The sequence below is a fragment of the Streptomyces sp. NBC_00038 genome (assembly GCF_026343635.1).
Lineage (GTDB): Bacteria > Actinomycetota > Actinomycetes > Streptomycetales > Streptomycetaceae > Streptomyces.
In genome coordinates this window covers 338,901-365,893 of the sequence record NZ_JAPELQ010000002.1, presented here as the reverse complement: position 1 = coordinate 365,893, position 26,993 = coordinate 338,901, and the positions used below count along the sequence as shown (strand labels likewise).

The following is a 26,993-nucleotide window of genomic DNA, read 5'->3' as shown; positions in this document are numbered from 1 at the left end:
ACGGTCGACCGCTTGGTCAGTGCCGGCCTTCTCCGTACATCGCCGCCGCTTCCCGTACGTGCTCGGCTGCCGCGGCCTCGGCCCGTTGGGGGTCGCCGTCGACGATGGCGCTCACGATCGCGTCGTGCTGGCGAGGCGTCAGGTCGCTGCGCCGGTTGATGTTGCTCAGGCTCACTATGGCGAACCGGGCCCAGATGCGGTCGAGCGCGTCCTCCAGCAGCGGATTGCCCGAGAGGCGGGCCAGCATCATGTGGAAGTCGAGATTCGCGCGCCAGGCCCCTGCCGGATCGCCCGCCTCGGCCCGCTCCTCGACATGGCGAGAAGCCTCCTTCAGGCCGCTGAGCTGAGCGGGGGACAGCTGCCCCTCGCGCTGCGCGGTCGCGGCGAGCTTGGCGGCCAGGGCGTCCAGGGCGCCGTGCAACTGCATCGCGTGCAGCATCTCCTGGGGGGAGAGCGAACTGACCACCACGCCCCGGCCCGTCGAGCTCACCAGGCCGTCGCTCTGCAGTCGGCGCAGCGCCTCGCGGACCGGGGTCCGGCTCATGCCCAGGTCATCACAGATGCCGAGCTCGGTGAGCCGGACACCGGGGGTGTAGTGCCCGTCCAACAGCCGCTCGCGCAGCCGCCGGTAGGCGATTTCGGCCTGGTTGTGCATCCCTGGACGTTCTTCGGAACGGTCACCGGATGAAAGCATGCACAACGTATACATTGCATTCAAGACCGAGTGCAATGCCTGACCTGGCTCCTGCCCGGATGTTACGCCCCTACGAGCCCCCGCTCCGGGGAACGGCCCGTTGACGACCCGCCTCCTCCGGCCGGGCCACGTGACGCGCGGCGACGGCGAGATCAAGGTTCCTTGCGAAGCACGCGCCCGCGTCGAGCAGCCCCTTGATGCCGGGGATTCCGGGTATCGCGGGTGTATCGAAAACCGCATACGCCGCCGCAACGGCCCGCCGTCTCCAATGGGGGAATGAACCACAACGCATCCCTGTCGGGACCGCCCCGCCGCACGCACGGGATCGTGCTCCTCTGCCTGGTGATCCTCGGGATGGCGAGCGCCGTGTTCCTCGTGCGGCGGCCGCTCATGATGTCCGCTCCGAGGTGCATGGCCGGGCGGTGGCACGGCTGCTTCGACACGTTCAACGGTGTGGTGCTCATGACGTTGGTCGCGCTGCCGTTGGCCGCGCTGGTGGTGTGGGTTCTGGCGCACCGTCGGCGTGCCGCCGGCGTCACATCGGCGTGGCGGATTTCGCTGGCCGAGGTCGGCATGGTTCACGGGACGGTGCCGTTCGTATGGATCACCATGATGCCGGGCGCCGCGCCCGGCACCGTCCCCGGCGTGGTGAGCCTCGTACCGTTTCGGGACCTGGTCACGATGGGGCCGCTCGGGATCGTCGGCAACCTGCTCGTCTTCGCGTCACTGGGGTTCTTCGCCCCGATGCGGTTCGCGGCGCTGGCGTCCGTGCCGCGGATCCTGGCGCTCGGGGCGGGCTGCTCGGTCCTGGTGGAAACCGCACAGTACGTCCTGCAGTTGGACCGGGTGTCCTCCGTGGACGATGTACTGGTCAACACCGCCGGCGCCGTGCTGGCCGGTCTGGCGTCGCGCCGCTGGTGGCGCACTACGGTACAAGCGCCGTCGGACCGGCCTCGCCCCGAGCTGGCAGCGGCAGGCTGAGCCCCGTGTCCGGTGTGCGCACGTCTCTGCATACGCCGGCGATAAGTCGTGCTGCTTAGGCTTCGGACATGCGCGTACTGATCGTTGAGGACGAGCCCTACCTGGCCGAAGCCGTCCGCGACGGGCTGCGCCTCGAGGCGATCGCCGCCGACATCGCCGGCGACGGCGACTCCGCCCTGGAACTGCTCAGCGTCAACTCCTACGACCTCGCCGTCCTCGACCGCGACATCCCCGGCCCCTCCGGCGACGAGGTCGCCCGGCGCATCGTCGCCTCCGGCAGCGGCATCCCGATCCTCATGCTCACCGCTGCCGACCGGATCGACGACAAGGCTTCCGGGTTCGAGCTCGGCGCCGACGACTATCTCACCAAACCGTTCGAGCTGCGGGAGCTCGTCCTGCGGCTGAGGGCGCTCGACCGCAGACGCGCGTACGCCCGGCCTCCGGTCCACGAGATCGCGGGCCTGCGGCTCGACCCCTTCCGCCGGGAGGTCTTCCGCGACGGACGCTACGTCGCGCTCACCCGCAAACAGTTCGCCGTGCTCGAAGTCCTCGTCGCCGCCGAGGGCGGGGTCGTCAGCGCGGAAGAGCTGCTGGAACGGGCCTGGGACGAGCACGCCGACCCCCTCACCAACGCGGTGCGCATCACCGTCTCCGCTCTGCGCAAACGGCTCGGCGAACCATGGATCATCGCCACGGTGCCCGGCGTCGGGTACCGGATCGACACCGGCATGGGCATCGACATGGACTCCGGTATGGACACCACCCGACCCGGCGGCTCTCATGAATAGGCGCCCAGGGCGCAGCGCCCGGCTGAAACTCACCCTCAGCTATGCCGGATTCCTCTTCGTCGCCGGCACTCTCCTGCTGGCCGTCATGTGGGTGTTCGTGCTGCGCTGGCTGCCGACCAACGACCCCAAAGCCATCCAAGAGACTTACGGCGCTGTGATGATCTTCGGGCTCAGCCGCTCCGACCTTCTGCGTGGCTTCGCCCCCGCCGCGGCCATCGCGCTGGCCTTCCTCCTCGCGTTCGGCCTCCTGGGAGGATGGATCCTCGCCGGCCGGATGCTCGCACCACTCACCCGGATCACGGATGCGGCGCGGTTGGCAGGGAACGGGTCGCTGTCCCACCGGATCCGCATGGAGGGCCGCGAGGACGAATTCCGTGAACTCTCCGACGCGTTCGACTCGATGCTCGAACAACTCGAGTCCCACGTCGGCGAGCAGCAGAGGTTCGCCGCGAACGCCTCCCACGAACTGCGTACCCCGCTGGCCATCTCGCGGACGCTCCTCGACGTCGCCCGCAAGGACCCCACGTCCGACAGGGGCGAACTCATCGAACGCCTGCACGCTGTCAATGCGCGGGCGATCGACCTCACCGAAGCCCTTCTGCTGCTCAGCCGCGGCGGCCGCGGGGACTTCACCCGTGAGAGCGTCGACCTCTCCCTCCTCGCCGAGGAAGCCGCCGAAACGCTGCTTCCCCTCGCCGAACAGCGCCGGATCACGCTCGAAGTCACCGGCGGAGCGGCGGAGGTCAGCGGCTCCGCGGAGCTTCTGCTGCGGATGGTGACGAACCTCGTCCAGAACGCCGTCGTACACAACCTCCCCGTCGGCGGCACGGTGACGGTCCACACCGAGGCGCACGGCGACACGAGCGTGCTGCGGGTCGAGAACACGGGCCGTCGGCTCCCACCGGAACTGGTACCGACCCTCACCGAACCCTTCCAGCGCGGAACGGAACGCGTACGCACCGACGAGCACGCCGGCGTCGGCCTCGGCCTGGCCATCGTGCACAGCATCGTCCGCGCCCACGACGGGACCCTCGACCTCGTTCCCCGCCCAGCCGGTGGTCTCCTCGTCACGGTCCGGCTTCCCGGCACGCCGTAGGCATCGTCCCCGAGCGTGTTCGAGCTCTTGACGTGTCTGGTTCAGACCTTTACTTTTCCCGTGAATTAATCCCACACTGGCCGTCTGGTCATGTATCTGAATGCCTTGCACTGCCCCCACCATTGCGAAGGGCGACAGCATGAGACCAATCCGTTCCTTAACCCGTCTGTCACGGGCAACTCGCTTCCTTCTCGCCGGTGTTGTCGCGGCGGCGACGCTCGCCGCGACCAGCGGTACCGCTCAGGCGGTGAACGAGCCGGTCAACGTCTGGCTGACGACCACATCCGACTCCGCCGGACGGAACGTGACGCGTGGTCTGGCACAGCAGACGGCGCTGCGGTTCGGCCCCGCCGGCGGAACCGCCCAGCACACGATCACCATCGACGAGAACACGACGTACCAGCAGTTCGAGGGCGGTGGCGCCTCGATCACGGACACCACCGCCTACCTGCTGCGCGGCGGCCCGATCAGCGCTGCCACCCGCGACACGGTCATGCAGAAGCTGTTCTCCCCGACTGCCGGCATCGGGCTGTCCTTCGTCCGCAACCCCATCGGAGCCTCGGACCTGTCGCGGCCGGGCAATGTCTCGCTCGACGACACCTGCTGCAACCTCAACGACTTCGGCGCCAACGGATACGACACCAACGTCCGTCTCCTGACCGGGCAGGCCAAGCAGCTCAACCCCGCGCTGCGGGTGAAGGGCGTGCCGTGGAGCTCGCCGGGCTGGATGAAGGACAACGGGCGCATGGACCAGATGGGCTGGCTGAAGTGGGAGTACTACCCCATGTACGCCCAGTACCTGGTCAAGTACATCCAGAGCTATCAGGCCGCCGGAATTCCCGTGAATTACATCTCGGTGCAGAACGAGCCCAACTGCTGCCAGGCGAGTAATCCGACGGCGATGAACTACCCGGGCATGAGCTGGAACCCCTCGGGACTCGTGGAGTTCACCAAGAACCACGTCTATCCCGCCTTCCGCGCAGCCGGCATCACCACGAAGGTTCTCGTCCACGACTGGAACTACGGCGACTACGCCAACTTCGGCTCCGCGATCCTCGCCGACGCCGGCGTCCGGAACGACCCGCTGTTCGGCGGAATCGCCTGGCACGGCTATTTCGGTGACCCGGCGGTCGGCACCCAGGTCCACAACCAGTACCCGACCGTCAAGCAGTTCAGCACCGAGCACTCGGGCGGCACCTGGATCTCCAACCAGCACAACGAGGATCTCGCCGACATCGTCAACTACGCCCGCAACTGGAGCAGCAGCCTGGTCAAGTGGAGCCTGGCACTGAACCAGAACATGGGGCCGCACAACGGCGGCTGCGGCACCTGCACCGGACTGATCACCGTGCAGGAGGGCGGCTCGCGGGCCGGACAGGTCGACTACACCATCGAGTACTACACCACCGGGCACCTCACCAAGTTCGTCAAGCCCGGTGCGTACCGCATCGCCTCGACGGCCAACAGCACCGTGCAGAACGTCGCCTGGCGCAACCCCGACGGCTCCAAGGCCCTCATCGCCCACAACGGCGGCACCAGCACCCAGTCCGTACGCGTCAATTGGGGCAGCCAGTCCTTCGTCTACACCCTGCCGGCCCGTACCACTGCGACCTTCACCTGGTAGACGCGCACGACTCCTGCGTCGGCGAGCAGTAGGCGTCGCAGAGCGCAAGCGTTCACAGCCTGCCTGCGTGACGTGCCTGGCCTCAGAGGGCCATACGTCGCGCAGGCAGGGTTTTCTGCTCCTTGTTCCTGAGGCTTGTCAGTACGCAGGCCCGGTGCGGTCAACTCCGTCCTGGTGCAGGAGTACGGCGCGGAACCCGAGGACCGATCCATGGCCCTGACGGCTCTGCTCCTGTGGGGCAACGGACACCGGGCCTTCGGCGCGCGCTCGGACGCTCGTTACGAGCCGAGTTGGGCCAGGCAGAACTCGTTGCCTTCGGGATCGGCGAACACGGTGTGCTTCTCGTGACGTCCGAGAAGCACTGCGCCGAGTTCGGCAAGGCGGGCGGTCTCGGCATCCAAGTCGTCGGCGACCAGGTCCAAATGCACGCGGTTCTTCACGCGCTTGGGCTCCGGTACGTGTTGGAAAAACAGGCGCGGGCCACCGTTCTGCGGCTCCAGGAGCACGGTCGGGTCGTCCTCGGGGCTCGTGATCCCCAGCGCGCGCAGGCGGGCGAGTTCGGCATCGTCGTACGGTGCGACGGCGTACCCGTCGAGCACGGCAGCCCAGAAACGGGCCGCCGCAGCGGGATGGGCCGAGTCGACGACGATGTCATGAAGGCGCGCCATTCGCTCATCGTGCGCTGCGAAGGGAGGCGGTGTCACCAGAATTCAAAGGCCTCTTGTGGCGCGCGGGGTACCTCCGCACCCCCGGTCAGACCTGGACCTGTCCGCCGTCGACGAAGTGCTCGGCGCCGGTGATGAACGAACTCTCCGGCCCGGCAAGGAAAGCGGCCAGGGCGGCGACCTCCTCGGGACGGCCCATGCGCCGCAGCGGGAGTTGCGAGGACAGGGCTTGGTGGAAGGCTTCGGTGCTCTGGCCGAGCCGGTCGGCCAGGTCGGCGATCGCGGGTGTGGCGATGGGGCCGGGGGTGATGACGTTGACGCGGACGCCGCGCGGGGCCAGCTCCGCGGCCCAGGTGCGGCCCAGGCTGCGTACGGCGGCCTTGGACGCGGCGTAGACGCCCATTCGGTCAGCGCCTTGGTGGATGGTGGAGGAGGCGAGCAGGATCACCGACGCGGGCTGGGCGAGCAGCGGCAGCGATTTCTGCACGGTCAGCAGGCTGCCCTTGGTGTTCACGCCGAAGACGAAGTCGAACTGCTCCTCCGTGACGTCCTGGAGTTGGGATCCGTCGCCCAGTCCGGCATTGGCCACGACGACGTCCAACTGCCGCCCGTCGCCGCGGATGACGTCCATGACATGGTCGAGGTCCGCGGCCCGTGAGACGTCGCACGGCACGGCGACCGCGTCGGGGCCGATGTCCTTGGCCGCGGCTTCGAGTTCGTCCTTGCGTCGGCCGGTCAGGTAGACGCGGGCGCCGTCATCGGCGAAGCGCTGGGCGATCGCCCGACCGATGCCGCTGGAGGCGCCCGTCACCAGCGCTGTCTTTCCGTCCATGGGGCTCATGGCACCCATTCCTTTCGAGATCGCTCTGTCGCTCGCGCTGCTCGTATCCGCTGCACGACCGGACGGCGGCCGACCCATTCTTGACCGCCTGGTCCAGAACCTAGCCCATTCTGGACGAGGCGGTCAAGGATGGGTATCGTGAGGTCATGGCACGACCCCGAAGCTTCGATGAAGGCGAGGTCCTGCGCGCCGCCAGGGACCAGTTCTGGTCGACCGGCTATGCGGCGACGAGGATCGACGACATCGCCACGGCCACCGGTCTGGGCAAGGGCAGCCTCTACGGCGCCTTCGGCGACAAACACCAACTCTTCCTGCGCACCTTCGACGACTACTGCGCCGAGTTGATCGTGGCCGTGCGGCGGGCTCTCGACGGCCCGGACGACGGCGCCTACGAACGGCTGCGGGCGCATGTGCTGGAAGTGGCGGACGCCACCGCCTCCGACGTCTGCCTGCGTGGCTGTCTGCTCGCCAAGGGCACGGCCGAGCTGTCGGAGCAGGATCCGGCCATCGCGGCGACGGCCCGCCGGACGTTCGGGGCCATCGAGGAACTGTTTTTCTCCTGCATCGCGGCAGCGCAGCGGGCGGGCGACATCAAGCAGGACGCGGACTCGGTCCGGCTCGCCGGACTCCTCCTGGCAGTGCTGCGCGGGATCGAAGCGCTGGGCAAAGGCGGAAGCAGCCCCGACTCGCTGCGCGCGATCGCCGAAACGGCTTTGGCTCTCCTGCCCGTGCCGTAGGACGGCCACGGTCCGCAAGAGGTCGAGTCGGGGAAGGCGCGCAGGTCATACGCCGAGTCAATAGCTCCCGCCCAAGCCCGTTCGAGGGCGACGGACTCCGCCATCGTCGTAGTGCGCCAGCGGCATAGTCGATACGCTCCCTGCGGGGGAACTGGCGTACGGATGGGGGGAGTTGATGGTGAACGGGAGACCGGTGTGGTTATGCTGCGGCGCTTTGGCCGGCGCGCTGTTGCTGGCGGGCTGTTCGGGGACGGGGGACGGAGGGGCCGCCGGATCCGACGGTTCCCAGGACCCGACCGCGAGCAGTGGCACACGCTCCAGCCCGGCCCCCAGCCCCAGCGCCACAGGTCTGGACTTCACCCCCGATCCCGGCCGCGCGCCGAAAACCCCCGCGGAGGCCCAACGCCTGGCCCGCGCCGTCGCGGCGGCGCCCGTCAACTGGGGCCCCGGCTTCGTCAGACGCAGCCCGTACGAGAGTGAACCCGGCATGTGGCCCGTGCTCGACGCGAACTGCGTCTGGGAGCGCGAACCGCTGCCCACGACGGTGCTCGCGACCCTCACCCGCTACAGCGAACTGCCCGCGGAGGACGGCAAGGGCCCGATCCGCGTCGCCGCCGTCGTCACCGTGCACCGCACCGCGAAGGACGCCGACTGGGAGATGGCCGAGACGCTCGAAGAGGCGCTGCGCTGCCCCGACCAGCAGCTCCGCCAGGGCGAGCGAATCAGCGGACTGCTCTCCCAGGGGTCGGGCTACGGCACGCTGGGCAACTTCAACTCCGAGGACACGCTCACAGAGAGCGGCAAGTACTACAGCGACGAACTCGGCGGCCCCCACTACTACTACTGGGTGCAGAGCCGAGTGGCCCAGGTCACCGTGGCCGTCGTCGGCAGGGGCGCCGAGGGCCGGACCGAGGTAGAGGTCGACGCCGCCCTGAACCAGGGAACGGGTCAGATGCTGAACCTCGTCGAGAGCGAACTGGAGGCGCCGGAATGAGCGGGCCGCTGCTCCCCACCGACCCCGCCTGGATCGGCGGACACCGGCTGCTGGCCCGTCTCGGCGCGGGCGGCATGGGCGTGGTCTACCTCGGCCGTACGGAGGCCGGGACGCTGGCCGCCGTCAAGGTCATTCAGGCCGAGTACGCGGACGAGCCGGACTTTCGCGCCCGGTTCCGCCGTGAGGTCGAGACGGCCCGCCGGGTGACCAGCCCCTGGGCGGTGCCGGTCACCGGCGCGGACCCGGACGCGGCGGCGCCCTGGCTGGCCACGGCCTTCGTGCCCGGCCCCTCCCTTGAGGAGGCGGTCACCGGTCATGGCCCGCTGCCCGCCCGGAGCGTGGGTGTCCTGGCCAGGATGCTCGCCGCCGCGCTGCGCGAGGTGCACGCCGCCGGGCTGGTCCACCGCGACGTCAAGCCCGCCAACGTCCTGCTCGCCGTGGACGGTCCGCGCCTGATCGACTTCGGGATCGCCCGTGCGACCGACGAAACCGCCATCACCTCTCCCGACCTGGTCGTCGGTACACCCGGTTTCCTCTCACCCGAGCAGGCCGAGGCGCGCGGTGCGGGAGTGGGCCCGGCGAGCGACATCTTCTCGCTGGGCTGCCTGCTGGCGTACGCGGCGAGCGGCCGTCCGCCGTTCGGCACCGGCACGGCGGACGCCCTGCTCTACCGCACCGTCCACGACCAGCCCGACCTGGACGGCATCGAAGCCGACGAGGACACCGAAGGCACCGACCTGCTGACCCTGCTGCGTCTGTGCCTCGCCAAGGACCCGGCGGACCGTCCGACGGCCGAGCAGATCGGCGCGGTACTGCTGGTCGAGGACGCCGTCCCCCAAGGCGGACAGCTCGACTGGCTGCCCGAGGACGTCGTACGGGCGATCGCCGACCGCTCGGCCGAGATGCTCGCGCTCCCGGACATCGAGCCGACCGAGGCCGGTGCACCCGAGGACACGGAGCAGGCATCGCCGAGCCGGCGACGCCTGCTCGTACTGGCCTCAGGCGCGGCGGTACTCATGGCGGCCGGCGGAGCCGCGGCCTGGGCCGCCCTGCGCGACGAGGACGACCCGGGAACCTCCGCGCCGGGGGCCCGCCGGTGGGCCCTCGGAGTGCAGGCCGATCTGAGCGGCGCGCAGCGGACGGCGGGAGAGGCACAGGAGCGGGGCGCACGGCTGGCGGTCGAGCAGTTCAACTCCCGCAAGGACAAGCCCTTCGAACTCACTCTGAAGACCGTGGACGACGGCGGCAGCGCGGCGAAGGCACCGGCCGCGGCCAAGAAGCTGATCCAGGACGCCGATGTCCTCGCCGTACTCGGCCCGACCAACGACGAGAGTGCCTACGCGGTCCTCGGCGCGTACGACGAGGCCTTGCTGCCGCTGCTGAACGTGTCGGCCGGAGGCCTGATCCTGAGCTCGGAGGAGTACCGGTCCTTCGTGCACTGCCGCCCCAGCGACGCGGCCCTCGCCCTCCCGGTCGGCATCTATCTGATGGGACAGAAAGGGACGCAGCGCGCCGGCCTGCTCCAGGACCGCACCGGGCAGACGTACGCCCAGGAGTCCGCCTCGATCACGGCCACCATGCTGCGCCACCTGGGCCGGCCGGCCTACCCCCGGGTGATCCCGGCGGGCACGGACGACGTGGGACCCGTCATCGCCGACATGCTGAGGGCGGGGATCGGTTCCTTCGTCTACGCCGGCTACGCCCAGGGAGCGGCCCGGGTGGCCCGGGAACTTGCGGCGGTCGGCTTCGACAGGCCCAGACTCGCCTCGCAGGCCGTTGTCGACCCGGAGTTCCTGGAGCTGGCCGGGGACGCGGCCGAGGGATGGGTGCTGACCACCTCCTTCGTCGACCCCTCCGCCGTGCCCGCGGCGGCGGCCTTCACCGCCGCCTTCCGCAAGCGCTACGGTGCCGCGCCCGGCTACTACGCCGCCGAGGCGTACGACACGATCAACCTTGTCGTCCAGGAGCTGGTGAAGGCCACGAAGCGCGGACGTCCGCCGGGGCGCAAAGAGTTGGTGGGCCTGCTGCGCAAGAGCACCTACAAAGGCATCACCAAGCAGTTCGCCTTCAGGGCGACGGACGGCCAGTTCAGCGGCTGGGGCGTATTTCTCCACCAGGTCGAGGGCGGCCGGTTCCGCTTCCTCGGTGAAGCCCCCTCCGAGGTGTAGCAGTGAGCGAGGTGCACCCGGAGGGGCACGCGGCAGTGCACGCGCTCAAGCCGGGCGACCCGCCCTTCGTCGGCGGCTACCGGCTGCTCGGCCGGCTCGGCGCGGGCGGCATGGGCGTGGTCTACCTGGCCCGTTCGACGGGCGGGGCGCTGGTCGCGCTGAAGGTGATCCGCGCCGAGTACGCGGCCGACCACGACTTCCGGACCCGGTTCCGGCGCGAGGCCGAGGCCGCGGGTGGGCTCACCGGCCGGTGGGTGGTACCGGTCACCGCGGCGGAACCGGCGGCCCGCGAGCCCTGGCTGGCGACCGCCTTCGTGCCGGGCCCGTCGCTGGCCGAGGCCGTCACGCTGCACGGGCCGTTGCCCCACCAAACGGTATGCGCCCTGGGGGCCCGGCTGGCCGAGGCGCTGACCGAGGTGCACGCCGCGGGCCTGGTGCACCGGGACGTCAAGCCGGGCAACGTTCTACTCGCCCTGGACGGGCCTCGGTTGATCGATTTCGGTATCGCTCGTTCCACCGGTGCCACAGCGCTGACCGCGAGTGACGTGGTGATCGGCTCGCCCGGCTATCTCTCGCCGGAGCAGGCGCGGGGGCAGGGCCGTGACATCGGCCCGCCGAGCGACATCTTCTCGCTGGGCTGTGTCCTGGCGTACGCGGCGACCGGCCGCCGCCCGTTCGGTACCGGCACTCCGGCCGCCATCATCTTCCGTACGGTCCACGAGGAACCGGACCTGGACGCCGTACCGTGGGCCCTGGTCCCGCTGCTGACCGACTGCCTCGCCAAGGACCCGGGGGCCAGACCCACCGCGCAGGAGGTGGGGGACGCCCTGGCCGGTGAGGGCGAACCCGATGGCGACTGGCTGCCGTCCACGCTGCCCCGGCTGATCGCCGAACGCTCGGCCGCCGTCCTGGCCCTGCCCGACCCGGGGCCGGTCACCCTCATGCTGCCGCCGGAGCGGCCTGCCCTCTCACGGCGCCGCGTGCTGATGCTGGGCTCGGCGGCCGGAGTGGTCATGACCGGCGGCGGACTGGCGGCCTGGGCCGCCTCCAGGCCCGCGGCCGGCAGCGACGGTGCGACGGGCTCCGGACCACTGCCCCGGTACGTCATCGGGCTGCACGCGGACCTGTCGGGAACGGGCAGGGCGATCGGCCGGGCACAGGAGCGGGGAGCGCGGCTGGCCGTGGAGGACTTCAACTCCCGCTCCCGTGACGGCCGCACGTTCGACCTGGCGCTGAAGGTCCTTGACGACGCGGGGGAGGCGAGGCGGGCCGAGGACGTGGCTGCAAGGTTCGTCGCGGACCACGACGTGTGCGCCGTCATCGGCCCGACCGACAATGCCGCGGTGGAGGCGGCCATCGCCCGCTACGAGAAGGCCCTGCTGCCCATCGTGACCGTGTCGTCCGGCAGCGATCTGTACTCCAAGACATCCACCCGCGCGTTCTTCCAGCTCAGGGGCGACGACAGTGTTCTGTCCACGTCCTTCATCGACTACCTCACCCATGTCGAGAAGAGCCGTAGGACCGCCCTCATCGACGACAGGGCGGCAAGCCGCACGAGTTGGCAGATCGTCAAGGACCTGGCCGCGTTCCCGCCCGCCAATGGCACCACCACCACCCATGTCGTCCCCGCGGACAGCGAGGACTTCGGCCCGGTCGCCGCCGCCGTGCTCGCCGCCGAGGCAGAGGCGGTGGTGTACGGAGGGGCCTCACCGCACCGGGCCGCCCGGTGCGCCCGCGCGTTGGAAGAGGCCGGTTTCCGGGGCACGTGCATGGCGCCGGAACCGGTCCTGGAGGCGGCGTTCCTCACGGAGGCGGGCTCGGCGGCCGAGGGCTGGGTCATCAGCACGACCTACGTCGACCCGGCCGCGCTGCCGGCCGCGGCGCGCTTTGTGACGGCCTACCGGAAGCGCTTCGGGGTGAGCACCGTCGGGCGCTTCGCGGTGGAGGCGTACGACGCACTGTTCTTCGTCGCTCAGGGCCTGCGCGAGCTGGGCAGCGTCGAGGCCGAGCGGGGCGCCATGGTGCGCAGGCTCCGCGCGACCACCTACAAGGGGCTCGCCAAGACCATCGAATTCGAGGCGGTGACCGGTGTGTTCCATTGGGTCGACGGCCTGTTCCTCCACCGTGTGGAGAACGGCACTCCGCGCTTCCTCGGCCGCTACGACAAGGTCAAGAAGACCTGATCCCGGCAAAGGCGCAGCTCGCGGCCTGCCGCTCGGATGACACCGCCTGAAAGGTCGAAGCGGCGGGGGATTAGCATATGAGCGCCTCCTAGCTCGAAAGATGAACCTGTGACTGTCAATGACGACTCGTTCACCAACTGGAAAAACCGCGAGGAGATCGCGGAATCGATGATCCCCGTCATCGGGAAGCTGCACCGGGAGCGGGACGTCACGGTCCTGCTGCACAGCCGCTCCTTGGTGAACAGGTCGGTGGTCAGCATCCTCAAGACCCACCGATTCGCCCGGCAGATCGCCGGTGAGGAGCTCTCGGTCACCGAGACACTGCCGTTCCTGCAGGCTCTCACCACGCTCGATCTCGGCCCTTCCCAGATCGACATCGGCATGCTCGCCGCGACGTACAGGACCGACGACAGCGGCCTCTCGGTGGAGGAGTTCACCGCTCAGGCCGTCGCCGGCGCCACCGGTGCCAACAAGGCCGACCGCTGCGAGCCGCGCGACGTCGTCCTCTACGGGTTCGGCCGCATCGGCCGCCTCCTCGCCCGCCTGCTCATCGAGAAGGCCGGCTCCGGCAACGGTCTGCGGCTGCGCGCGATCGTCGTCCGCAAGGGTGGCGGCCAGGACATCGTCAAGCGCGCCTCACTGCTGCGCCGTGATTCCATCCATGGCCAGTTCCACGGCACGATCACCGTCGACGAGGCCAACAGCAAGATCATCGCCAATGGCAACGAGATCAAGGTGATCTACTCCGACGACCCGACGTCGGTGGACTACACGGCGTACGGCATCAACGACGCCATCCTCATCGACAACACCGGCCGGTGGCGCGACCGCGAGGGCCTGTCGAAGCACCTCCGCCCCGGCATCGCCAAGGTCGTCCTGACTGCGCCGGGCAAGGGTGACGTCCCCAACGTCGTCCACGGCGTCAACCACGACATGATCAAGCCGGACGAGCAGATCCTGTCCTGCGCGTCGTGCACCACCAACGCGATCGTCCCGCCGCTGAAGGCGATGGCGGACGAGTACGGCGTCCTGCGGGGCCACGTGGAGACCGTCCACTCGTTCACCAACGACCAGAACCTGCTGGACAATTACCACGATTCCGACCGGCGTGGTCGCTCGGCGCCGCTCAACATGGTCATCACGGAGACCGGTGCCGCCTCCGCTGTCGCCAAGGCGCTGCCCGACCTCGAGGCAAGAATCACCGGCAGCTCCATCCGCGTCCCGGTGCCCAACGTCTCGATCGCGATCCTCAACCTGCGGCTCGCACGCGAGACCACCCGTGAGGAGGTCCTCGACTACCTCCGTGACGTCTCGCTGACCTCACCGCTCAAGCGTCAGATCGACTTCATCAGCGCCCCCGACGCGGTCTCGAGCGACTTCATCGGCTCGCGCCACTCCTCGATCATCGACGCCGGGGCACTCAAGGTCGAGGGCGACGACGCGATCCTCTACCTCTGGTACGACAACGAGTTCGGCTACTCCTGCCAGGTCATCCGCGTCGTCCAGCACGTGTCGGGGGTGGAGTACCCGACCTATCCGGTGCCGGTGGCCTGATCTCGGCGGACAGGCCGACTCGGTTGCCGATAGGGCTCTGACCTGGCCTTATGGGTCGGTTGGAGCCCTTTCCCGTGTCTGGGGGCGGTCCTGGTCGTCGGCTTCGTGCGGTGGCCGCTCAAGATCCGTGGTGGGGCCTGTTCGCGGCGAAAGCCTCCTGTGCGGACACGCCCGTTGGGCATGATGTAGCGGCTGTTGTCGGCCATGGCCCTGGTCGAGATCGGTACCCGGGCCCTGCTCGGCGCGGTCCTGGGCCCGGTGCGCGGCGAGCGGCTTCAGGGCCGTGGTGCGGCTGGTGCCGGGTGCTGCGGGGACCGGGACCAGCCGGCCAGCAGCTTCAGGCGTTCCGCGGAGGGGGACCCTGGTTCGGCGGTGGAGATGCCCAGGGTCTGCTCGGGGTCGTCGGCGGGGGTGAAGGCCTCGTAGCCCAGGACGAGGTCGCCGACGACGGGATGGTGGAAGTGCTTGGTGCCGTGGGTGCGCTGGAACACGTCGTGGTCGGCCCACCAGTGGCGGAAGTCCGCGTCCTGGACGGAGAGTTCGCCGACGAGTTCGGCCAGGGCGGGGTCATGCGGGTGACGTCCTGCGTACAGGCGAAGTGAGGCGACGATGCCGCGGGCGGCGCCTTCCCAGTCGGCGTACAGGGTCCGGAAGTGGTCGTCGAGGAAGACCAAGCGGGCCATGTTGCGGCTGCGGGCGGGCAGCGCCTCGAAGTCCGTGTACAGGGCGCGGGCGAGGTCGTTGGCGGCCAGGACGTCCATGCGGCGGCCGTAGACGAGGGCGGGGACGTCGGTGAGGCTGTCGAGCAGCAGCCGCAGACCGGGGCGGATGCGCTGCTGGGGCAGCGGGCGAGGACGGGTGCGGGCCGGTCTGGCGATCCGGAACAGGTGGGCGCGCTCCAGATCGGTCAGGCGCAGGGCGCGGGCGATCGCATCCAGGACGGACGCGGAGACGTTGAGGTGGCGTCCGCGCTCCAGGCGGATGTAGTAGTCGACGCTGACGCCGGCGAGCTGGGCGACCTCCTCGCGCCGTAGGCCCGGAACGCGGCGGGTGCCGGGGTGGGGTGGCAGGCCCGCCTCCTCGGGGGTGATCCTCTCGCGGCGCGAGCGGAGAAAGTCCCGCAGCTCGCTGTTCGGTTCCTGGGCCATGTCACCACCGTAGACCGGGTGACCTGGGGAGTGGCTGCGCCAAAGAGGGTCTGCTGGACCCCCGGTCAGAGCGGGTCTCCCACCCGGCCGCGAGCGGTGCTCGTCTGGTGGGAAGCACGCATGCACCTGGAGGAACCCCTCATGAAGCGCAGGATTCTGGGCGGCACCGGCATGTCGGTGAGCGAATACGCGCTCGGCGCGATGATGTTCGGCGCGATGGGCAACACCGACCACGACGAGTCGGTCCGCATGATCCACACGGCGCTGGACGCCGGGATCAACTTCGTCGACACCGCCGACGTGTACTCCGGCGGCGAGTCGGAAGTGATCGTGGGCAAGGCGCTGAAGGGCCGTCGCGACGACATCGTCCTGGCCACTAAATTCGGGCTGCCGATGGGCGAGGACCCCAACCGGGGCGGCGGCTCGGCCCGCTGGATCCGCCGCGCGGTGGAGGACAGCCTTCGCCGCCTGGGCACCGACCACATCGACCTGTACCAGATGCACCGCCCGGACCCGCACACCGACGTCGACGAGACCCTCGGCGTCCTGTCGGACCTGGTCCGGGACGGGAAAGTCCGTGCCATCGGCGGCTCGTTCTTCTCCCCCGAGGAGATCGTCGAGGCCCAGTGGACGGCCGAGCGCCGCGGCCACCACCGTTTCCGCACCGAGCAGCCGCCGTACTCGATCCTCACCCGCGGTGTGGAGAGCCGGGTGCTGCCCACCGCCCAGCGCTACGGCATGGGCGTGCTGACCTTCGGCCCGCTCAACTCCGGCTGGCTCTCGGGCCGCGCGGATCCCACCGCCGGGCACCGCAGCGCCGGTGCGGGGGCGAAGATGTTCGATCTGGCCCAGCCGGGCGTGCGGGCCAAGGCCGACGCCGTGCGCGAACTGACCACTCTGTCCGCCGAGGCCGGCCTGCCGCTGCCTCATCTGGCCACCGCCTTCGTCCGTGCCCATCCGGCGGTCACCGCGGTACTCATCGGCCCGCGCCGCCCGGAGCAGCTGACCGATCTCCTCGCCGGGGCCGACGTAGAGCTCGGCGACGACATCCTTGACCGCATCGACGAGATTGTCCCGCCCGGCGTCGACGTGAACCCCGGCGACTTCTACATCGACCCCACCCCGCCGATCACCGACAAACGCCTGCGCCGCCGCTGAATCCCGCTCGCCTCCATGCCTGCAGGCACAAGCGGGCCCCGCTCTCCTGTAGGGTGCGCGTCCTTCTGAATCGTCTGTCGGCTCATGGCAGGTGCCGGTCCGGAGGGGGCGCCGACCTATGGGGGACGCGATGAAGCGACCTGAGTCGGCATCAAACGGTAGCCCGATTCGCCCGACCGAACCTGTCCCGTAATCGATCACGGTAGCGGCAGTCGCAGAGGATCTTTCCTTCTCTGCACTTCACCCGGACGGGTGGGTCTGAGGGTGGAGGGTGCTGAGAAATGTGGTCGCGGCGAGTGATCTGGTTCTGCAGACTCTGGGCTGTGGATCGCTTGATGGAGTTTGCGGATCGGTTGACCGACGTCGGCGGAGTGGTCGGCGTGTGTCTGGGCGGCAGCCGAGCGAGGGGAACTCACCGGCCTGACTCCGATTTCGATCTGGGTCTGTACTACCGGTCGCCGCTGGACACTGGTGCCTTGCGTCTCCTCGCGTCCGAGCTGACTGGTGAGTCGGTCGAAGTGACGGAACCGGGCGGCTGGGGGTCGTGGGTGGACGGTGGAGCATGGCTGACCGTTGACGGCTGCCGTGTCGACTGGATCTACCGCGATCTGGACCGCGTTCACCGGATCTGGGAAGAGTGCCAGGCGGGGAACTTCGAAGTAGGCGTTCAGGCCGGCCACCCGCTTGGGGTGTACTCCCATGCCTATGTCGGCGAGGTGGCGGTTGGACGCGTTCTCGTTGATCCCGACGGCGAACTGCGGGCCCTGCAACAGAAAACTCGCCGTTATCCGGAGCCGTTGCGCGAGGCGCTGATCGCCAACGCGCAGTGGGAGGCTCCCTTCATCCTGGCCAACGCCCGCAAGGGAGTGGCCGGCGGAGACGCCTTTTATGTCGCCGGCTGCCTCTTCCGCGCCGTGGGGCTTCTCGTGCAGGGCCTGCATGCTCACGCGGGTTGCTGGGTGTTGAACGAAAAGGGAGCTGTTCAGGCTGCCGGACAACTCCCGGCTGCTCCTGCGGACTTCGCGGCGCGGGCTCACGGGTTGTTCGCCATGCCTGGCATGGCCCCCGACGTTCTGTCCACCGTGCTCGATGCCGCTGACGGGCTGGCTGCCGAGGTATGCAGGCGGCTCACTTCCTGAAGGTAGCCACGGAGACGTAGTCGACCAGCCGGTCATGGTCGAGCACGACCGGCTGGTGCAGCGCCCACGAGGTCTGCGCCTTCGCAGGGCCGGGTTTCGTCGCGGATCACTGCGTCTTCTCGGGGCGTGGGCGTGGGATACCGAGGTCGGTGGTGGGTCTCTTGGTGAGGCGGGCGGATTCGGCCTGTTTGGTGCGGAGGAAGGTCAGGGTCGAGTCGATGCCTTCGACCTCGCCGAGCCAGTGCTCCTCCTGGGCCAGCTTGCGGCGCAGGAGGAGGTCCTTCTCGATGTCCGCGAGTCGGGGCAGCATCATGGTGTTGACCTGGAGCATCGGGCAGCGGAGGCGGGTGACCTGCGCGTCGCGCGGGTCGGGCTGATCGCCAGCCTGTGCACTGCCTCTGGCCATTCGTAACATTTCCGCGGCTCAGAAGCCCCGTCCCACCACCATGCCGCTGTTCCCGGCAGACCGTCCGGTCCGGCGTCCCGGCGGGCGCGGCGGCAGTGGGTCGTCAACCGATGCCGATCGGCGTCGAGTTACTCTCCCACTGCCACCCGCCGTCCGCCGCCGGGGGCGCCAGGGGCAGGGGTTTCAGCTGCTACCTACGAGATTTCTATGAATCCCTGAGTTGTTTGAACACACCGGGGCGCGGCTGCGTATTGGGACGGGGGATCGCCATTCCGAGCCGACCATCACGCGTAGGAGCCCTTCCTTGAGACGCAACACGCGCAGACGCCCGACAGGCGCACGGCGCGCGACCTCTGCAGCAGTCGCGCTGATACTGGGGGGAGTCGGGCTGGTAACGGTCAACGTCTACGCCTCGGCGACCGAAAGCGGTTCGGGCAGCGAGCCGGACCAGAACAACCAGGTCCTCTCCTCGGCAGGTGCCACGATCGACTGCCCGGACGTCGGCAGCCAGCTGACCACGGTTCCGGACGCGGCCAGGGAAAGCGTCGACAAGGAACTCGCCCTGCTGGACCAGCAGATCACCGAGGCCTATCAGCAACTGCAGGGCCAGGCGCAGGCCGTAGAGCAGGGCGCCGACGTCTCCGACAGCGAGATTCTTGATCCGCTGACGGAGCAGCGGGCGGCGGTGATCGACCGCATCGTGGTCGCCATCGGCGCCGCGGGGGAACGTCCGGAAGGACTCGAAGCCCTCGCGGCCTGCACCCTGCTCTCCACCGGCGACGAGACCGGCAGCGGTGAGAACGGTGACGCGGGCGGCGACGACCAGGGCGGTGAGGACCAGAACCAGGGCGGCGACGCCGGAGCGGACGACCAACAGGGCGGCGACGGCGGCCAGATCGGCAACGGGCCCGTGGCCGCGGACTTCGCGGACATCAATTCGGTCCAGCCCAACGCGCAGAGCCCGCAGGACCAGGACAACGCCTCCACCGGCGAGTTCATCACCAGCTGCGGAGTGAATGCCAACGGCCTGTTCAACACCGACAACGTGATCGTGGCCCCCGGCGTGAGCAACGGCGCCCACCACCTCCACGACTACGTCGGCAACCAGGCCAACAACGCCTTCGCCAGCGATGAAGACCTGGCCAACGGCGACACGACCTGTGAGGACCCGGGCGACAAGTCGACGTACTACTGGCCTGTGGTGAGGTTGCAGAACGGAACCCAGGAACAGGACGCCCAGTCCCCCGGGGGTGGGATCGAGGGCAACGCCGGTGAGATCGTCACGCCCAAGCAGGTCACGCTGACGTTCGTCGGCAGCCCGCAGAGCGAAGTCACCGCCATGCCGCGACTGCTGCGCATCATCACGGGTGACGCCAAGGCGTTCGTCAACGGCAACGCCAACGCCAACGCGTCGTGGAGCTGCACCGGGTTCGAGGACCGGCAGCTGAAGGACAAGTACCCGATCTGCCCGCAGGGCAGCGATGTGGTCCGCACCTTCAAGTTCCAGAGCTGCTGGGACGGCGCGAACATCGACAGCGCCAACCACCGTACCCACGTGGCCTTCGCCGACGCCCAGGGCGATTGCCCGAGCGGCTTCCGTGCCATCCCGCAGCTGGTGCAGCGCATCGTCTACGACGTCGACGCGCCGAGTCTGGACGACGGCGGCCGGACGACACCGTTGTTCGCGCTCGACTCCTTCCCCGAGCAGCAGCACAAGCCGGTCACGGACCACGGCGACTTCATCAACGTCTTCGACGAGGGCCTCATGCAGGAGATGGTCGACTGCATCAACAGCGGCCGTCAGTGCGGTGCGGGTGTCGACCCCGGCAACGGTACCGAGGAGCCGCAGGAGCCTCCTGCCTCCGAGGAGCCGCAGGAACCCCCGGCCTCCGAGGAGCCGCAGCAGCCCCCCGCCTCCGAGGAACCCCCGCAGTCCCAGACGCCCGGCGCGGACGACCCGTCCGACGGGCAGGGGAACGAGGAGCCCGGCGACAACGGCGGTGACCAGGGCTCGGAGCCGGCGGATGAAGCCTCCTCCGACGCCCCCGTCAGCGCGGAACCCAAGGTCGATGAGACGCCTGCGGCGACATCGTCGCCCGACTCCGGCTCGGACAACGACCAGGGCGGTGAGGTCGGCAGCCCCGTGCAAACACCACCGACCGCCGGAACGGACCCGTCCGTCGGCTCGCAGACCGAACCGCAGGCGGGCGGCCAGGGCGGCCTCGCCGCCACAGGAACGCAACTGTGGCCGGCTGCGCTGGGCGGCGTCTTCGTTCTCGCAGGCGTCGTGCTCCTTCTCCGCATGAGGCGCAGGCAGTACTGACACAGCCCCAGGAGGGCGTACGAACGGTGGCGGGGTCTGCCCAGGCGGGCCCCGCCACCGTTTTCCCTTGGCGCTTGCGCCCTTCCGCCACTGCTACCACCCGCGAGCAGCTCACCGCGCTCGCACACGTACTGAACGATCCGCGCTGCACGGCAGCCGGGATCGCCGGATTCCTGTGCACCTGGAAACCCTGAGGTGTCCGGCTGGCTGTGTCGTTATCATCCGATAGAGAGGCAATACGGCCTTTTGTCTTGATGGCGCAGCTTCCTCCCGGAGTGGTCGATGTCCCGCAAGCGACCAACGGACGACAGCGACGAGCTGCTGACGAGACTCGGGTCGCTCACCGCCCAGGCGCGTGAGCGCGCGGAGTTCCAGCGCTCACAGGTCGAGCTGGCCATCGCGCTGCAGCGCGGCATGCTCCCCGGCGACATGCCGACCGCCCCCGGATTCGACGTGGCCGTCGAGTACGCACCGGCCTGCTACGGCCTCAACGTCGGCGGAGACTGGTACGACGCCTTCACACTGCCCGACGAACGCATCGGTCTCTCCATCGGTGACGTTCAGGGGCACAACATCGAGGCGGCCGCGTTCATGGGCCAGGTCCGGGTCGGTCTGCGGGCGCTCGCCTCCGTCACCAGCGAGCCGGGAGAACTCCTCGCCCGGACGAACGACCTCCTCCTGTCCATCGGCACCGACCTCTTCGCCACCTGCACATTCATGCGGCTCGACCCGGCCACCGGACTGCTGGAGAGCGCACGGGCCGGGCACATACCGTGCGTCTGGGCGACGGCGGACGGAAAATCCGGCGTCACCGAGGACGAAGGAGGCCCACCGCTCGGCATACAGGGGGGTACGGAGTACCCGGTGACCCGGCACCGGCTCACCACCGGCGGAGTGTTCGTGCTGCTGACCGACGGTGTGGTCGAGGGTCCGCAGATGAGTGTCGACGAGGGGCTCGACCAGGTCGTGCGGCTCGCGGGCATCGCCGCCGTGGCCGGCCTGTCGGCCGGTTCACTCGCCGCCGCGGTGATCAAGGGTGCCGAGCGCGTGGGGCACGAGGACGACGCGGCCGTACTGGTGGTCGGCCACGAGTCCACCGTTCGGCCGTAGGACGGGGCGCCACCGCCTCGCCTCGCCGACGGAGCGGCGGAGGTGTCTGATGGCTGCTGTGGTGGGTACACGCGAGCTGCGCCGACCGGTCGTCGTCGCTCTCCAGACGCTGGCAGTGGCTGCCTGCTACTTCGGGGCAGGGCGGCTTGGACTCATGCGGCGTCTCACTGTCGAGGGTGCGGTGTTCACGCCGATCTGGCCGCCCACGGGCGTGGCGGTGGCCGCCCTGTTGATCTTCGGGATCCGCGCCTGGCTCGGGATCGCAATCGGTGCCCTCCTGGTCGTCCTGTCCATCTCCTCCTTCTCCTCCTTCCAGCCCTCTGCCTTCGGCATCGTGGTGGGCAACACCGTCGCCCCGGTCTGCGCGTACCTCATGCTGCGCAGGCTGGGTTTCCGGATCGATCTCAGCCGTTTGCGCGATGGCCTCGCGCTGGTGTTCCTGGCGGCACTGGGCTCCATGCTGATCAGCGCGACCGTCGACGTCGGCCTGCTGGTCGTCACGGACAAGATCGCCACGGACAGCTTCTGGACGGTCTGGCTGGCCTGGTGGGTGGGCGACGCGATGGGTGTCCTGATCGTCACCCCGGTCCTTCTCATGCTGTACGGGGTTCGCCCGCCCCTGCGCGCGACGCGATGGCAGGAAGCCGCGCTCCTGGTCGTCGCTGCCTGCGTCCTCGTGCCGCTCGCCACCCACAGTCCGATCAGCCTGCTGTTCCTCGTCTATCCGCTGCTGGTCTGGGCGGCGCTGCGTTTCCAGCACGGGGGCAGCGTGCTGTGCGCCCTCCTCGCCTCCGTCCTGGCCACCGTCGCGGCCACGGACAGGGTCGGGCCGTTCGCAGGCTTGAGCGACACCGAGCTGATGATCAAGCTTCAGGCCTTCAACGGTTCCATGGCCCTGACCGCTCTGCTCCTGTCCGCCGTCATCACTGAGCAGCGCAATACGAGACGGTCGGTGGAACTGGCCTGTCAGGAACTGGTGCAAGTGCTGGAACACCTCACCGCCGGGAACTCCTCAACGAGGCCGGGGCCGGCGGACGACGACGGCCGAGGGCGACAGCTCGGAGCGCCGTGAGCCACCGGTCGTCCCGGCACGGTGCGAGCGCGGAGTCCGGTGAGGAAAGATGGGACCACCAACGGAGAACTACCGATGTGGAGGTGCGGGCCCATGCTGCACGAGCGAGCGGGCGATCCGGCCGGCCCCGAGGACCTCGTCGACGTGGCCCGGCTGGTCACCGCGTACTACTCGCTGCACCCGGACCCCGCGGAGCCCGGCCAGCGCGTCGCCTTCGGCACGTCCGGGCACCGCGGGTCCTCGCTGGCGACCGCGTTCAACGAGGACCACATCGCCGCGACGAGCCAGGCGATCTGCGAGTACCGCGAGGGCCAGGGAATCGACGGTCCGCTCTTCCTGGGCGCCGACTCCCATGCGCTGTCGGAGCCCGCCAAGGTCACCGCCCTGGAGGTGTTCGCGGCCAACGAGGTGTCGGTGCTCCTCGACAGCGCGGACGGCTACACGCCCACACCCGCGGTCTCGCACGCCATTCTCACCCACAACCGCGGCCGGTCCTCGGGCTTCGCGGACGGGGTCGTGGTCACCCCCTCGCACAATCCGCCCTCCGACGGCGGCTTCAAGTACAACCCGCCGAACGGCGGCCCGGCGGCCTCCGAGGCGACCGCCTGGATCCAGGACCGGGCCAACGAACTCATCGCGGACGGCCTCAAGAACGTACGGCGCATCCCCTACACCAGGGCGCTGGCCGCCCCCGGCACCGGCCGCTACGACTTCCTCGGCACCTACGTGGCCGACCTGCCGCAGGTGCTGGACCTCGACGCGATCCGGGCGGCCGGCGTGCGCATCGGCGCGGACCCCCTGGGCGGGGCCTCGGTCGCCTACTGGGGGCGCATCGCCGAACAGCACGCGCTCGACCTCACCGTGGTCAACCCGCTCACCGACCCCACCTGGCGATTCATGACGCTGGACTGGGACGGCAAGATCCGCATGGACTGCTCGTCGCCCTACGCCATGGCCTCGCTCATCGAGAAGCGCGACCGCTTCCAGATCGCCACGGGCAACGACGCCGACGCCGACCGCCACGGGATCGTCACCCCGGACGCCGGACTCATGAACCCCAACCACTACCTCACCGCCGCGATCCTCTACCTGTACTCCCACCGCGAGCAGTGGCCCGCGGACGCGGGGATCGGCAAGACGCTGGTGTCGTCCGGGATGATCGACCGGGTCGCCGCCGACCTGGGCCGTCAGCTGGTCGAAGTGCCGGTGGGGTTCAAGTGGTTCGTGGACGGGCTGGTCAGCGGTTCGCTCGGGTTCGGCGGGGAGGAATCGGCCGGTGCGTCCTTCCTGCGCCGCGACGGCTCGGTGTGGACCACCGACAAGGACGGCATCATCCTGGCCCTGCTCGCCTCCGAGATCACGGCGGTGACCGGGAAGACGCCGTCGGAGCACTACGCCGCGCTGACCGCACGGTTCGGTGAGCCCGCGTACGAGCGTATCGACGCCCCGGCGACCCGCGAGGAGAAGGCGCTCCTCGCCAAGCTCTCGCCCGCGCAGGTCGGCGCGGACACCTTGGCCGGAGAGGCGGTCACCGCGGTACTCACCGAAGCTCCGGGCAATGGCGCGCCCATCGGCGGCATCAAGGTGACCACCGCCAATGCCTGGTTCGCGGCCCGTCCGTCGGGCACCGAGGACGTCTACAAGATCTACGCCGAGTCGTTCCTCGGAACCGAACACCTCCGCCAGGTTCAGGACGAGGCGAAAGCCGTGGTCTCGGCGGCGTTGGGCGGCTGACACCACGAGCGCCGGCGGACTGCGGGTCAGCTCGCGGGCCGGCCGTGCAGGCCGTCGAAGAGGATCGCGGTCAGGGCGTCGGCCAGCGTCTTCACCGGCAGGCCGCGGTCGGGGCGGTACCACTCCACGAGGGAGTTGACGGTGCCGAACAGCAGGCGGCTGGCGAGGTGCGGGTCGATGTCGGCCCGTATACCGCCTTCCGCTGCCGCTCGGGCCATCAGCTCGGCCACCCGGTGGTCGAACTCGCGGCGTCTGGCGAGCGCCCGCTGTTCGACCTCGCTGTTGCCGTGCAGGCGCAGCAGCAGGGTGACGTAGGGCAGCTCGGCGGCCAGGACTTCGACGCTGCGGTGCACGATGCGCTTCATCCCCTCGGTCGCCGTGGCGCCCGGGGCCCGGTCCTCGTCGAGCACGGCGAAGAGGGCGTCCAGGGCCCGGCCGACCGCGAGTTCGAGCAGTTCCTCCTTGCCGGAGACGTGGTGGTAGATGCTCGACTTGCTGAGGCCCAGGCGCCTGGCCAGCTCCTCCATGCCGGTGCCGTCGTAGCCCCGCTCGTTGAAGACCACGACGGCGACCTCGAGGAGCGAGTCGCGGTCGTAGGCGGGGCGGCCGTGGCGGCCGACTGGGCTCTGCACGGGTGTCCTGGTCACTCGGCCATGGTGACAACGGCGGAGAACACGGTGCCAATGACGGAAGTCATGGTGCTCCTCACGGGAATCACTGCTCCCTCAGATCCCTGACCCGGCGGATCTTGCCGACGGAGCGCTCCAGCGTCTCCGGATCGACGATCGTCACGTCGACGGTCACCCCCACGCCGTCCTTGATGCCCTTGCCGATCGCCGCGGAGGCGGCGTCCCGCTGCTCTGGACCGGCGCCGGGGCGGGCCTCGGCGCGGACGGTCATGTGATCCATCCGCCCGCGCCGGCTGAGCTCGATCTGGAAGTGCGGGGCGACACCGGGAGTGCGCAGCAGGATCTCCTCGATCTGGCTGGGGAAGACGTTCACCCCGCGCAGGATGATCATGTCGTCGCTGCGGCCGGTGATCTTCTCGATGCGCCGGAAGGCGGGGCGGGCGGTGCCGGGCAGCAGCCGGGTCAGGTCGCGGGTGCGGTAGCGGATGATCGGCAGCGCCTCCTTCGTGAGGGAGGTGAAGACGAGCTCGCCCTCCTTGCCGTCCGGCAGCACCTCGGCGGTGAACGGGTCGACGACCTCCGGGTAGAAGTGGTCCTCCCACACGTGCAGGCCGTCCTTGGTCTCCACGCACTCCTGGGCCACGCCGGGGCCGATCACCTCGGACAGGCCGTAGATGTCGACGGCGTGGATGTCCATGCGCTCCTCGATCTCGCGGCGCATCTCCTCCGTCCACGGCTCGGCGCCGAAGATGCCCACCTTGAGGGAGCTGGTCCGCGGGTCGATGCCCTGGCGTTCGAACTCGTCGAGGAGGGTGAGCATGTAGGAGGGGGTGACCATGATGATCTCGGGCTTGAAGTCCTGGATGATCTGCACCTGGCGGGCGGTCATGCCACCGGAGGCGGGAATCACGGTGCATCCCGCGCGCTCGGCGCCGTAGTGCGCGCCAAGGCCGCCGGTGAACAGGCCGTATCCGTACGAGATATGGACCTTGTGGCCCGGGCGGCCGCCGGCGGCACGGATGGAGCGGGCGACGACATCTGCCCACATCGACACGTCGTTCTCGGTGTAACCGACGACGGTCGGTCGGCCGGTGGTGCCGCTGGAGGCGTGGATGCGGCGGACCTGGTCCATGGGGACGGCGAACATGCCGAAGGGGTACGTGTCCCGCAGATCCGCCTTGGTGGTGAAGGGGAACCGGGCCAGGTCCGCAAGGGTGTGGCAGTCCCCGGGCTTGACCCCGGCTGCGTCGAACTTCTGCCGGTACAGCTCGACGTTCTCGTACGCGTGCCGCAAAGTGCCCTGGAGCAACCGGAGTTGATGCTCTCGCAGCTCCTCGCGGGTCAGCCGCTCGGCGGGGTCCAGCAGCTCGTCGGGGAGCGGCTCTCCCAGGCGCGCTCCTGCGGGCGCCGAAACCGGCGGGGCCGCCGAAGCCGTCTGTTCGCTGCTCATGGAGACTCCTTCGTCTTCGTGCTTCTGATACTGCGGCTGCGCCCCCGGAACTCGGCGATCACCTCGTCGCCGCGCAGCACGCTCACGTCGTAGATACCGCTGCGGCCGAACCGGGTCCGTTCCCGTGCGGTCGCCACCAGTACGTCGCCCTCGTGTGCCGGGGCGACGAAGTCGATGTCGGCCCCGGACGCGACGGTGACCGGGCCGTGGCTGTTGCAGGCACAGGCGAACGCGGTGTCGGCGAACAGGAACAGATAGCCGCCGTGAGCGATCCTGTGCCCGTTGACCATCGACGGGGTCACGGTCATCCGGAGCACGGCGGTCCCTTCGCCGTGCTCGATGAGCTCGATGCCGAGAGCCCTTGACGCCTCGTCCGCGGCGAACATCGCCACCGTAGGGCTCGAAGCCTCTGCGGGACTCGCTGCCTCCGCAGGGCTTGAGGCCTCCGTCGGCGGACCCTGCGTCGGGCTCGAAGCCGTCTCAGTGGTCTGCGTCACCT

22 protein-coding genes and 1 pseudogene are annotated in these 26,993 nt (G+C 69.4%); 15 read left to right on the top strand and 8 right to left on the bottom strand.

The window, feature by feature from the left end; translation table 11 throughout:
- Positions 1-16 precede the first annotated feature (16 nt).
- The gene (locus OG219_RS44770) at positions 17-655 is read right to left on the bottom strand and encodes a GntR family transcriptional regulator (protein ID WP_266836982.1); all 639 of its coding nucleotides are present in this window, start codon (positions 653-655) and stop codon (positions 17-19) included.
- A gap of 315 nt (positions 656-970) precedes the next feature.
- Between OG219_RS44770 and OG219_RS44765 the strand changes: the two genes are divergently transcribed.
- From OG219_RS44765 to OG219_RS44750, 4 genes and pseudogenes are all read left to right on the top strand, one after another.
- Positions 971-1,675, top strand: a complete 705-nt coding sequence (locus OG219_RS44765; RefSeq protein ID WP_266836981.1) for a VanZ family protein — start codon at positions 971-973, stop codon at positions 1,673-1,675.
- A gap of 68 nt (positions 1,676-1,743) precedes the next feature.
- On the top strand, positions 1,744-2,463 hold the full coding sequence (locus OG219_RS44760; RefSeq protein ID WP_266836980.1) for a response regulator transcription factor: 720 nt from the start codon (positions 1,744-1,746) through the stop codon (positions 2,461-2,463).
- Positions 2,456-3,559 (top strand): HAMP domain-containing sensor histidine kinase, encoded by a 1,104-nt coding sequence (locus OG219_RS44755; protein WP_266836979.1) that lies wholly within the window; start codon positions 2,456-2,458, stop codon positions 3,557-3,559. Before OG219_RS44760 ends, OG219_RS44755 begins: the two co-directional genes overlap by 8 nt.
- A gap of 139 nt (positions 3,560-3,698) precedes the next feature.
- Positions 3,699-5,180, top strand: a pseudogene (locus tag OG219_RS44750) (glycoside hydrolase family 30 beta sandwich domain-containing protein); the annotation flags it as partial.
- A gap of 281 nt (positions 5,181-5,461) precedes the next feature.
- Here OG219_RS44750 and OG219_RS44745 read toward each other — a convergent pair.
- Together OG219_RS44745 and OG219_RS44740 are read right to left on the bottom strand one after the other, a co-directional pair.
- A complete protein-coding gene (locus tag OG219_RS44745; RefSeq protein WP_266836977.1) occupies positions 5,462-5,851 on the bottom strand; it encodes a VOC family protein in 390 nt (129 codons plus the stop codon).
- A gap of 85 nt (positions 5,852-5,936) precedes the next feature.
- On the bottom strand, positions 5,937-6,689 hold the full coding sequence (locus OG219_RS44740) for an SDR family NAD(P)-dependent oxidoreductase (protein ID WP_266836975.1): 753 nt from the start codon (positions 6,687-6,689) through the stop codon (positions 5,937-5,939).
- Positions 6,690-6,835: 146 nt separating this feature from the next.
- Here OG219_RS44740 and OG219_RS44735 point away from each other — a divergent pair, with 146 nt between their 5' ends.
- The 5 genes from OG219_RS44735 (at position 6,836) to OG219_RS44715 (ending at position 14,325) form a co-directional block, all read left to right on the top strand.
- Complete coding sequence (locus OG219_RS44735) at positions 6,836-7,426, top strand: TetR/AcrR family transcriptional regulator (RefSeq protein ID WP_266836973.1); 591 nt, start codon at positions 6,836-6,838, stop codon at positions 7,424-7,426.
- Positions 7,427-7,640: 214 nt separating this feature from the next.
- Complete coding sequence (locus tag OG219_RS44730) at positions 7,641-8,420, top strand: hypothetical protein (RefSeq protein WP_266836971.1); 780 nt, start codon at positions 7,641-7,643, stop codon at positions 8,418-8,420.
- Positions 8,417-10,588, top strand: coding sequence for a bifunctional serine/threonine-protein kinase/ABC transporter substrate-binding protein (locus OG219_RS44725; RefSeq protein ID WP_266836969.1), 2,172 nt, complete (start codon positions 8,417-8,419; stop codon positions 10,586-10,588). The genes OG219_RS44730 and OG219_RS44725 overlap by 4 nt, the downstream gene beginning before the upstream one ends.
- A 2-nt stretch (positions 10,589-10,590) precedes the next feature.
- Entirely contained in the window at positions 10,591-12,771 is a 2,181-nt protein-coding gene (locus tag OG219_RS44720) for a bifunctional serine/threonine-protein kinase/ABC transporter substrate-binding protein (protein ID WP_266836967.1), read from the top strand.
- Positions 12,772-12,879: 108 nt separating this feature from the next.
- Positions 12,880-14,325, top strand: a complete 1,446-nt coding sequence (locus tag OG219_RS44715; RefSeq protein ID WP_266836965.1) for a glyceraldehyde-3-phosphate dehydrogenase — start codon at positions 12,880-12,882, stop codon at positions 14,323-14,325.
- Between the two features lie 275 nt (positions 14,326-14,600).
- On the opposite strand, the gene OG219_RS44710 is transcribed toward OG219_RS44715, so the two are convergent.
- Positions 14,601-15,473, bottom strand: a complete 873-nt coding sequence (locus tag OG219_RS44710) for a helix-turn-helix transcriptional regulator (protein WP_266836963.1) — start codon at positions 15,471-15,473, stop codon at positions 14,601-14,603.
- A gap of 141 nt (positions 15,474-15,614) precedes the next feature.
- Here OG219_RS44710 and OG219_RS44705 point away from each other — a divergent pair, with 141 nt between their 5' ends.
- Both OG219_RS44705 and OG219_RS44700 read left to right on the top strand, forming a co-directional pair.
- On the top strand, positions 15,615-16,631 hold the full coding sequence (locus OG219_RS44705) for an aldo/keto reductase (protein ID WP_266836961.1): 1,017 nt from the start codon (positions 15,615-15,617) through the stop codon (positions 16,629-16,631).
- A gap of 335 nt (positions 16,632-16,966) precedes the next feature.
- The gene (locus OG219_RS44700) at positions 16,967-17,770 is read left to right on the top strand and encodes a nucleotidyltransferase domain-containing protein (RefSeq protein WP_266837950.1); all 804 of its coding nucleotides are present in this window, start codon (positions 16,967-16,969) and stop codon (positions 17,768-17,770) included.
- A 106-nt stretch (positions 17,771-17,876) separates the two neighbouring features.
- Here the strand turns inward: OG219_RS44700 and OG219_RS44695 are convergent, their stop codons facing one another.
- Positions 17,877-18,176 carry a hypothetical protein gene (locus OG219_RS44695; RefSeq protein WP_266836959.1) on the bottom strand — a complete coding sequence of 100 codons (300 nt, stop codon included), beginning with the start codon at positions 18,174-18,176 and terminating at the stop codon, positions 17,877-17,879.
- 304 nt (positions 18,177-18,480) lie between these two features.
- Between OG219_RS44695 and OG219_RS44690 the strand changes: the two genes are divergently transcribed.
- From OG219_RS44690 to pgm, 4 genes are all read left to right on the top strand, one after another.
- Positions 18,481-20,499, top strand: a complete 2,019-nt coding sequence (locus tag OG219_RS44690; RefSeq protein WP_266836957.1) for a DUF1996 domain-containing protein — start codon at positions 18,481-18,483, stop codon at positions 20,497-20,499.
- 282 nt (positions 20,500-20,781) lie between these two features.
- Positions 20,782-21,609 (top strand): PP2C family protein-serine/threonine phosphatase, encoded by an 828-nt coding sequence (locus OG219_RS44685; protein WP_266836955.1) that lies wholly within the window; start codon positions 20,782-20,784, stop codon positions 21,607-21,609.
- A 58-nt stretch (positions 21,610-21,667) separates the two neighbouring features.
- Entirely contained in the window at positions 21,668-22,681 is a 1,014-nt protein-coding gene (locus OG219_RS44680) for an MASE1 domain-containing protein (protein ID WP_266837948.1), read from the top strand.
- Positions 22,682-22,774: 93 nt separating this feature from the next.
- Entirely contained in the window at positions 22,775-24,415 is a 1,641-nt protein-coding gene (gene pgm, locus OG219_RS44675; RefSeq protein WP_266836953.1) for a phosphoglucomutase (alpha-D-glucose-1,6-bisphosphate-dependent), read from the top strand.
- Between the two features lie 26 nt (positions 24,416-24,441).
- Here the strand turns inward: pgm and OG219_RS44670 are convergent, their stop codons facing one another.
- The 3 genes from OG219_RS44670 to paaI form a co-directional block, all read right to left on the bottom strand.
- Positions 24,442-25,062, bottom strand: coding sequence for a TetR/AcrR family transcriptional regulator (locus OG219_RS44670; RefSeq protein ID WP_266836951.1), 621 nt, complete (start codon positions 25,060-25,062; stop codon positions 24,442-24,444).
- Between the two features lie 67 nt (positions 25,063-25,129).
- A complete protein-coding gene (paaK, locus tag OG219_RS44665; protein ID WP_266836949.1) occupies positions 25,130-26,494 on the bottom strand; it encodes a phenylacetate--CoA ligase PaaK in 1,365 nt (454 codons plus the stop codon).
- Positions 26,491-26,880, bottom strand: coding sequence for a hydroxyphenylacetyl-CoA thioesterase PaaI (paaI, locus tag OG219_RS44660; protein WP_266837946.1), 390 nt, complete (start codon positions 26,878-26,880; stop codon positions 26,491-26,493). The genes paaK and paaI overlap by 4 nt, the downstream gene beginning before the upstream one ends.
- Between the last annotated feature and the right edge of the window lie 113 nt (positions 26,881-26,993).

Excerpts from the sequence above, each read along its gene's own strand:
- OG219_RS44770 (WP_266836982.1), bottom strand. The coding sequence starts at position 655 with ATGCACAACCAGGCCGAAATCGCCTACCGGCGGCTGCGCGAGCGGCTG.
- OG219_RS44765 (WP_266836981.1), top strand. The coding sequence starts at position 971 with ATGAACCACAACGCATCCCTGTCGGGACCGCCCCGCCGCACGCACGGG.
- OG219_RS44760 (WP_266836980.1), top strand. The coding sequence starts at position 1,744 with ATGCGCGTACTGATCGTTGAGGACGAGCCCTACCTGGCCGAAGCCGTC.
- OG219_RS44755 (WP_266836979.1), top strand. The coding sequence starts at position 2,456 with ATGAATAGGCGCCCAGGGCGCAGCGCCCGGCTGAAACTCACCCTCAGC.
- OG219_RS44745 (WP_266836977.1), bottom strand. The coding sequence starts at position 5,851 with ATGGCGCGCCTTCATGACATCGTCGTCGACTCGGCCCATCCCGCTGCG.
- OG219_RS44740 (WP_266836975.1), bottom strand. The coding sequence starts at position 6,689 with ATGAGCCCCATGGACGGAAAGACAGCGCTGGTGACGGGCGCCTCCAGC.
- OG219_RS44735 (WP_266836973.1), top strand. The coding sequence starts at position 6,836 with ATGGCACGACCCCGAAGCTTCGATGAAGGCGAGGTCCTGCGCGCCGCC.
- OG219_RS44725 (WP_266836969.1), top strand. The coding sequence starts at position 8,417 with ATGAGCGGGCCGCTGCTCCCCACCGACCCCGCCTGGATCGGCGGACAC.
- OG219_RS44710 (WP_266836963.1), bottom strand. The coding sequence starts at position 15,473 with ATGGCCCAGGAACCGAACAGCGAGCTGCGGGACTTTCTCCGCTCGCGC.
- OG219_RS44705 (WP_266836961.1), top strand. The coding sequence starts at position 15,615 with ATGAAGCGCAGGATTCTGGGCGGCACCGGCATGTCGGTGAGCGAATAC.
- OG219_RS44700 (WP_266837950.1), top strand. The coding sequence starts at position 16,967 with ATGGAGTTTGCGGATCGGTTGACCGACGTCGGCGGAGTGGTCGGCGTG.
- OG219_RS44695 (WP_266836959.1), bottom strand. The coding sequence starts at position 18,176 with ATGGCCAGAGGCAGTGCACAGGCTGGCGATCAGCCCGACCCGCGCGAC.
- OG219_RS44685 (WP_266836955.1), top strand. The coding sequence starts at position 20,782 with ATGTCCCGCAAGCGACCAACGGACGACAGCGACGAGCTGCTGACGAGA.
- pgm (WP_266836953.1), top strand. The coding sequence starts at position 22,775 with ATGCTGCACGAGCGAGCGGGCGATCCGGCCGGCCCCGAGGACCTCGTC.
- paaK (WP_266836949.1), bottom strand. The coding sequence starts at position 26,494 with ATGAGCAGCGAACAGACGGCTTCGGCGGCCCCGCCGGTTTCGGCGCCC.
- paaI (WP_266837946.1), bottom strand. The coding sequence starts at position 26,880 with ATGTTCGCCGCGGACGAGGCGTCAAGGGCTCTCGGCATCGAGCTCATC.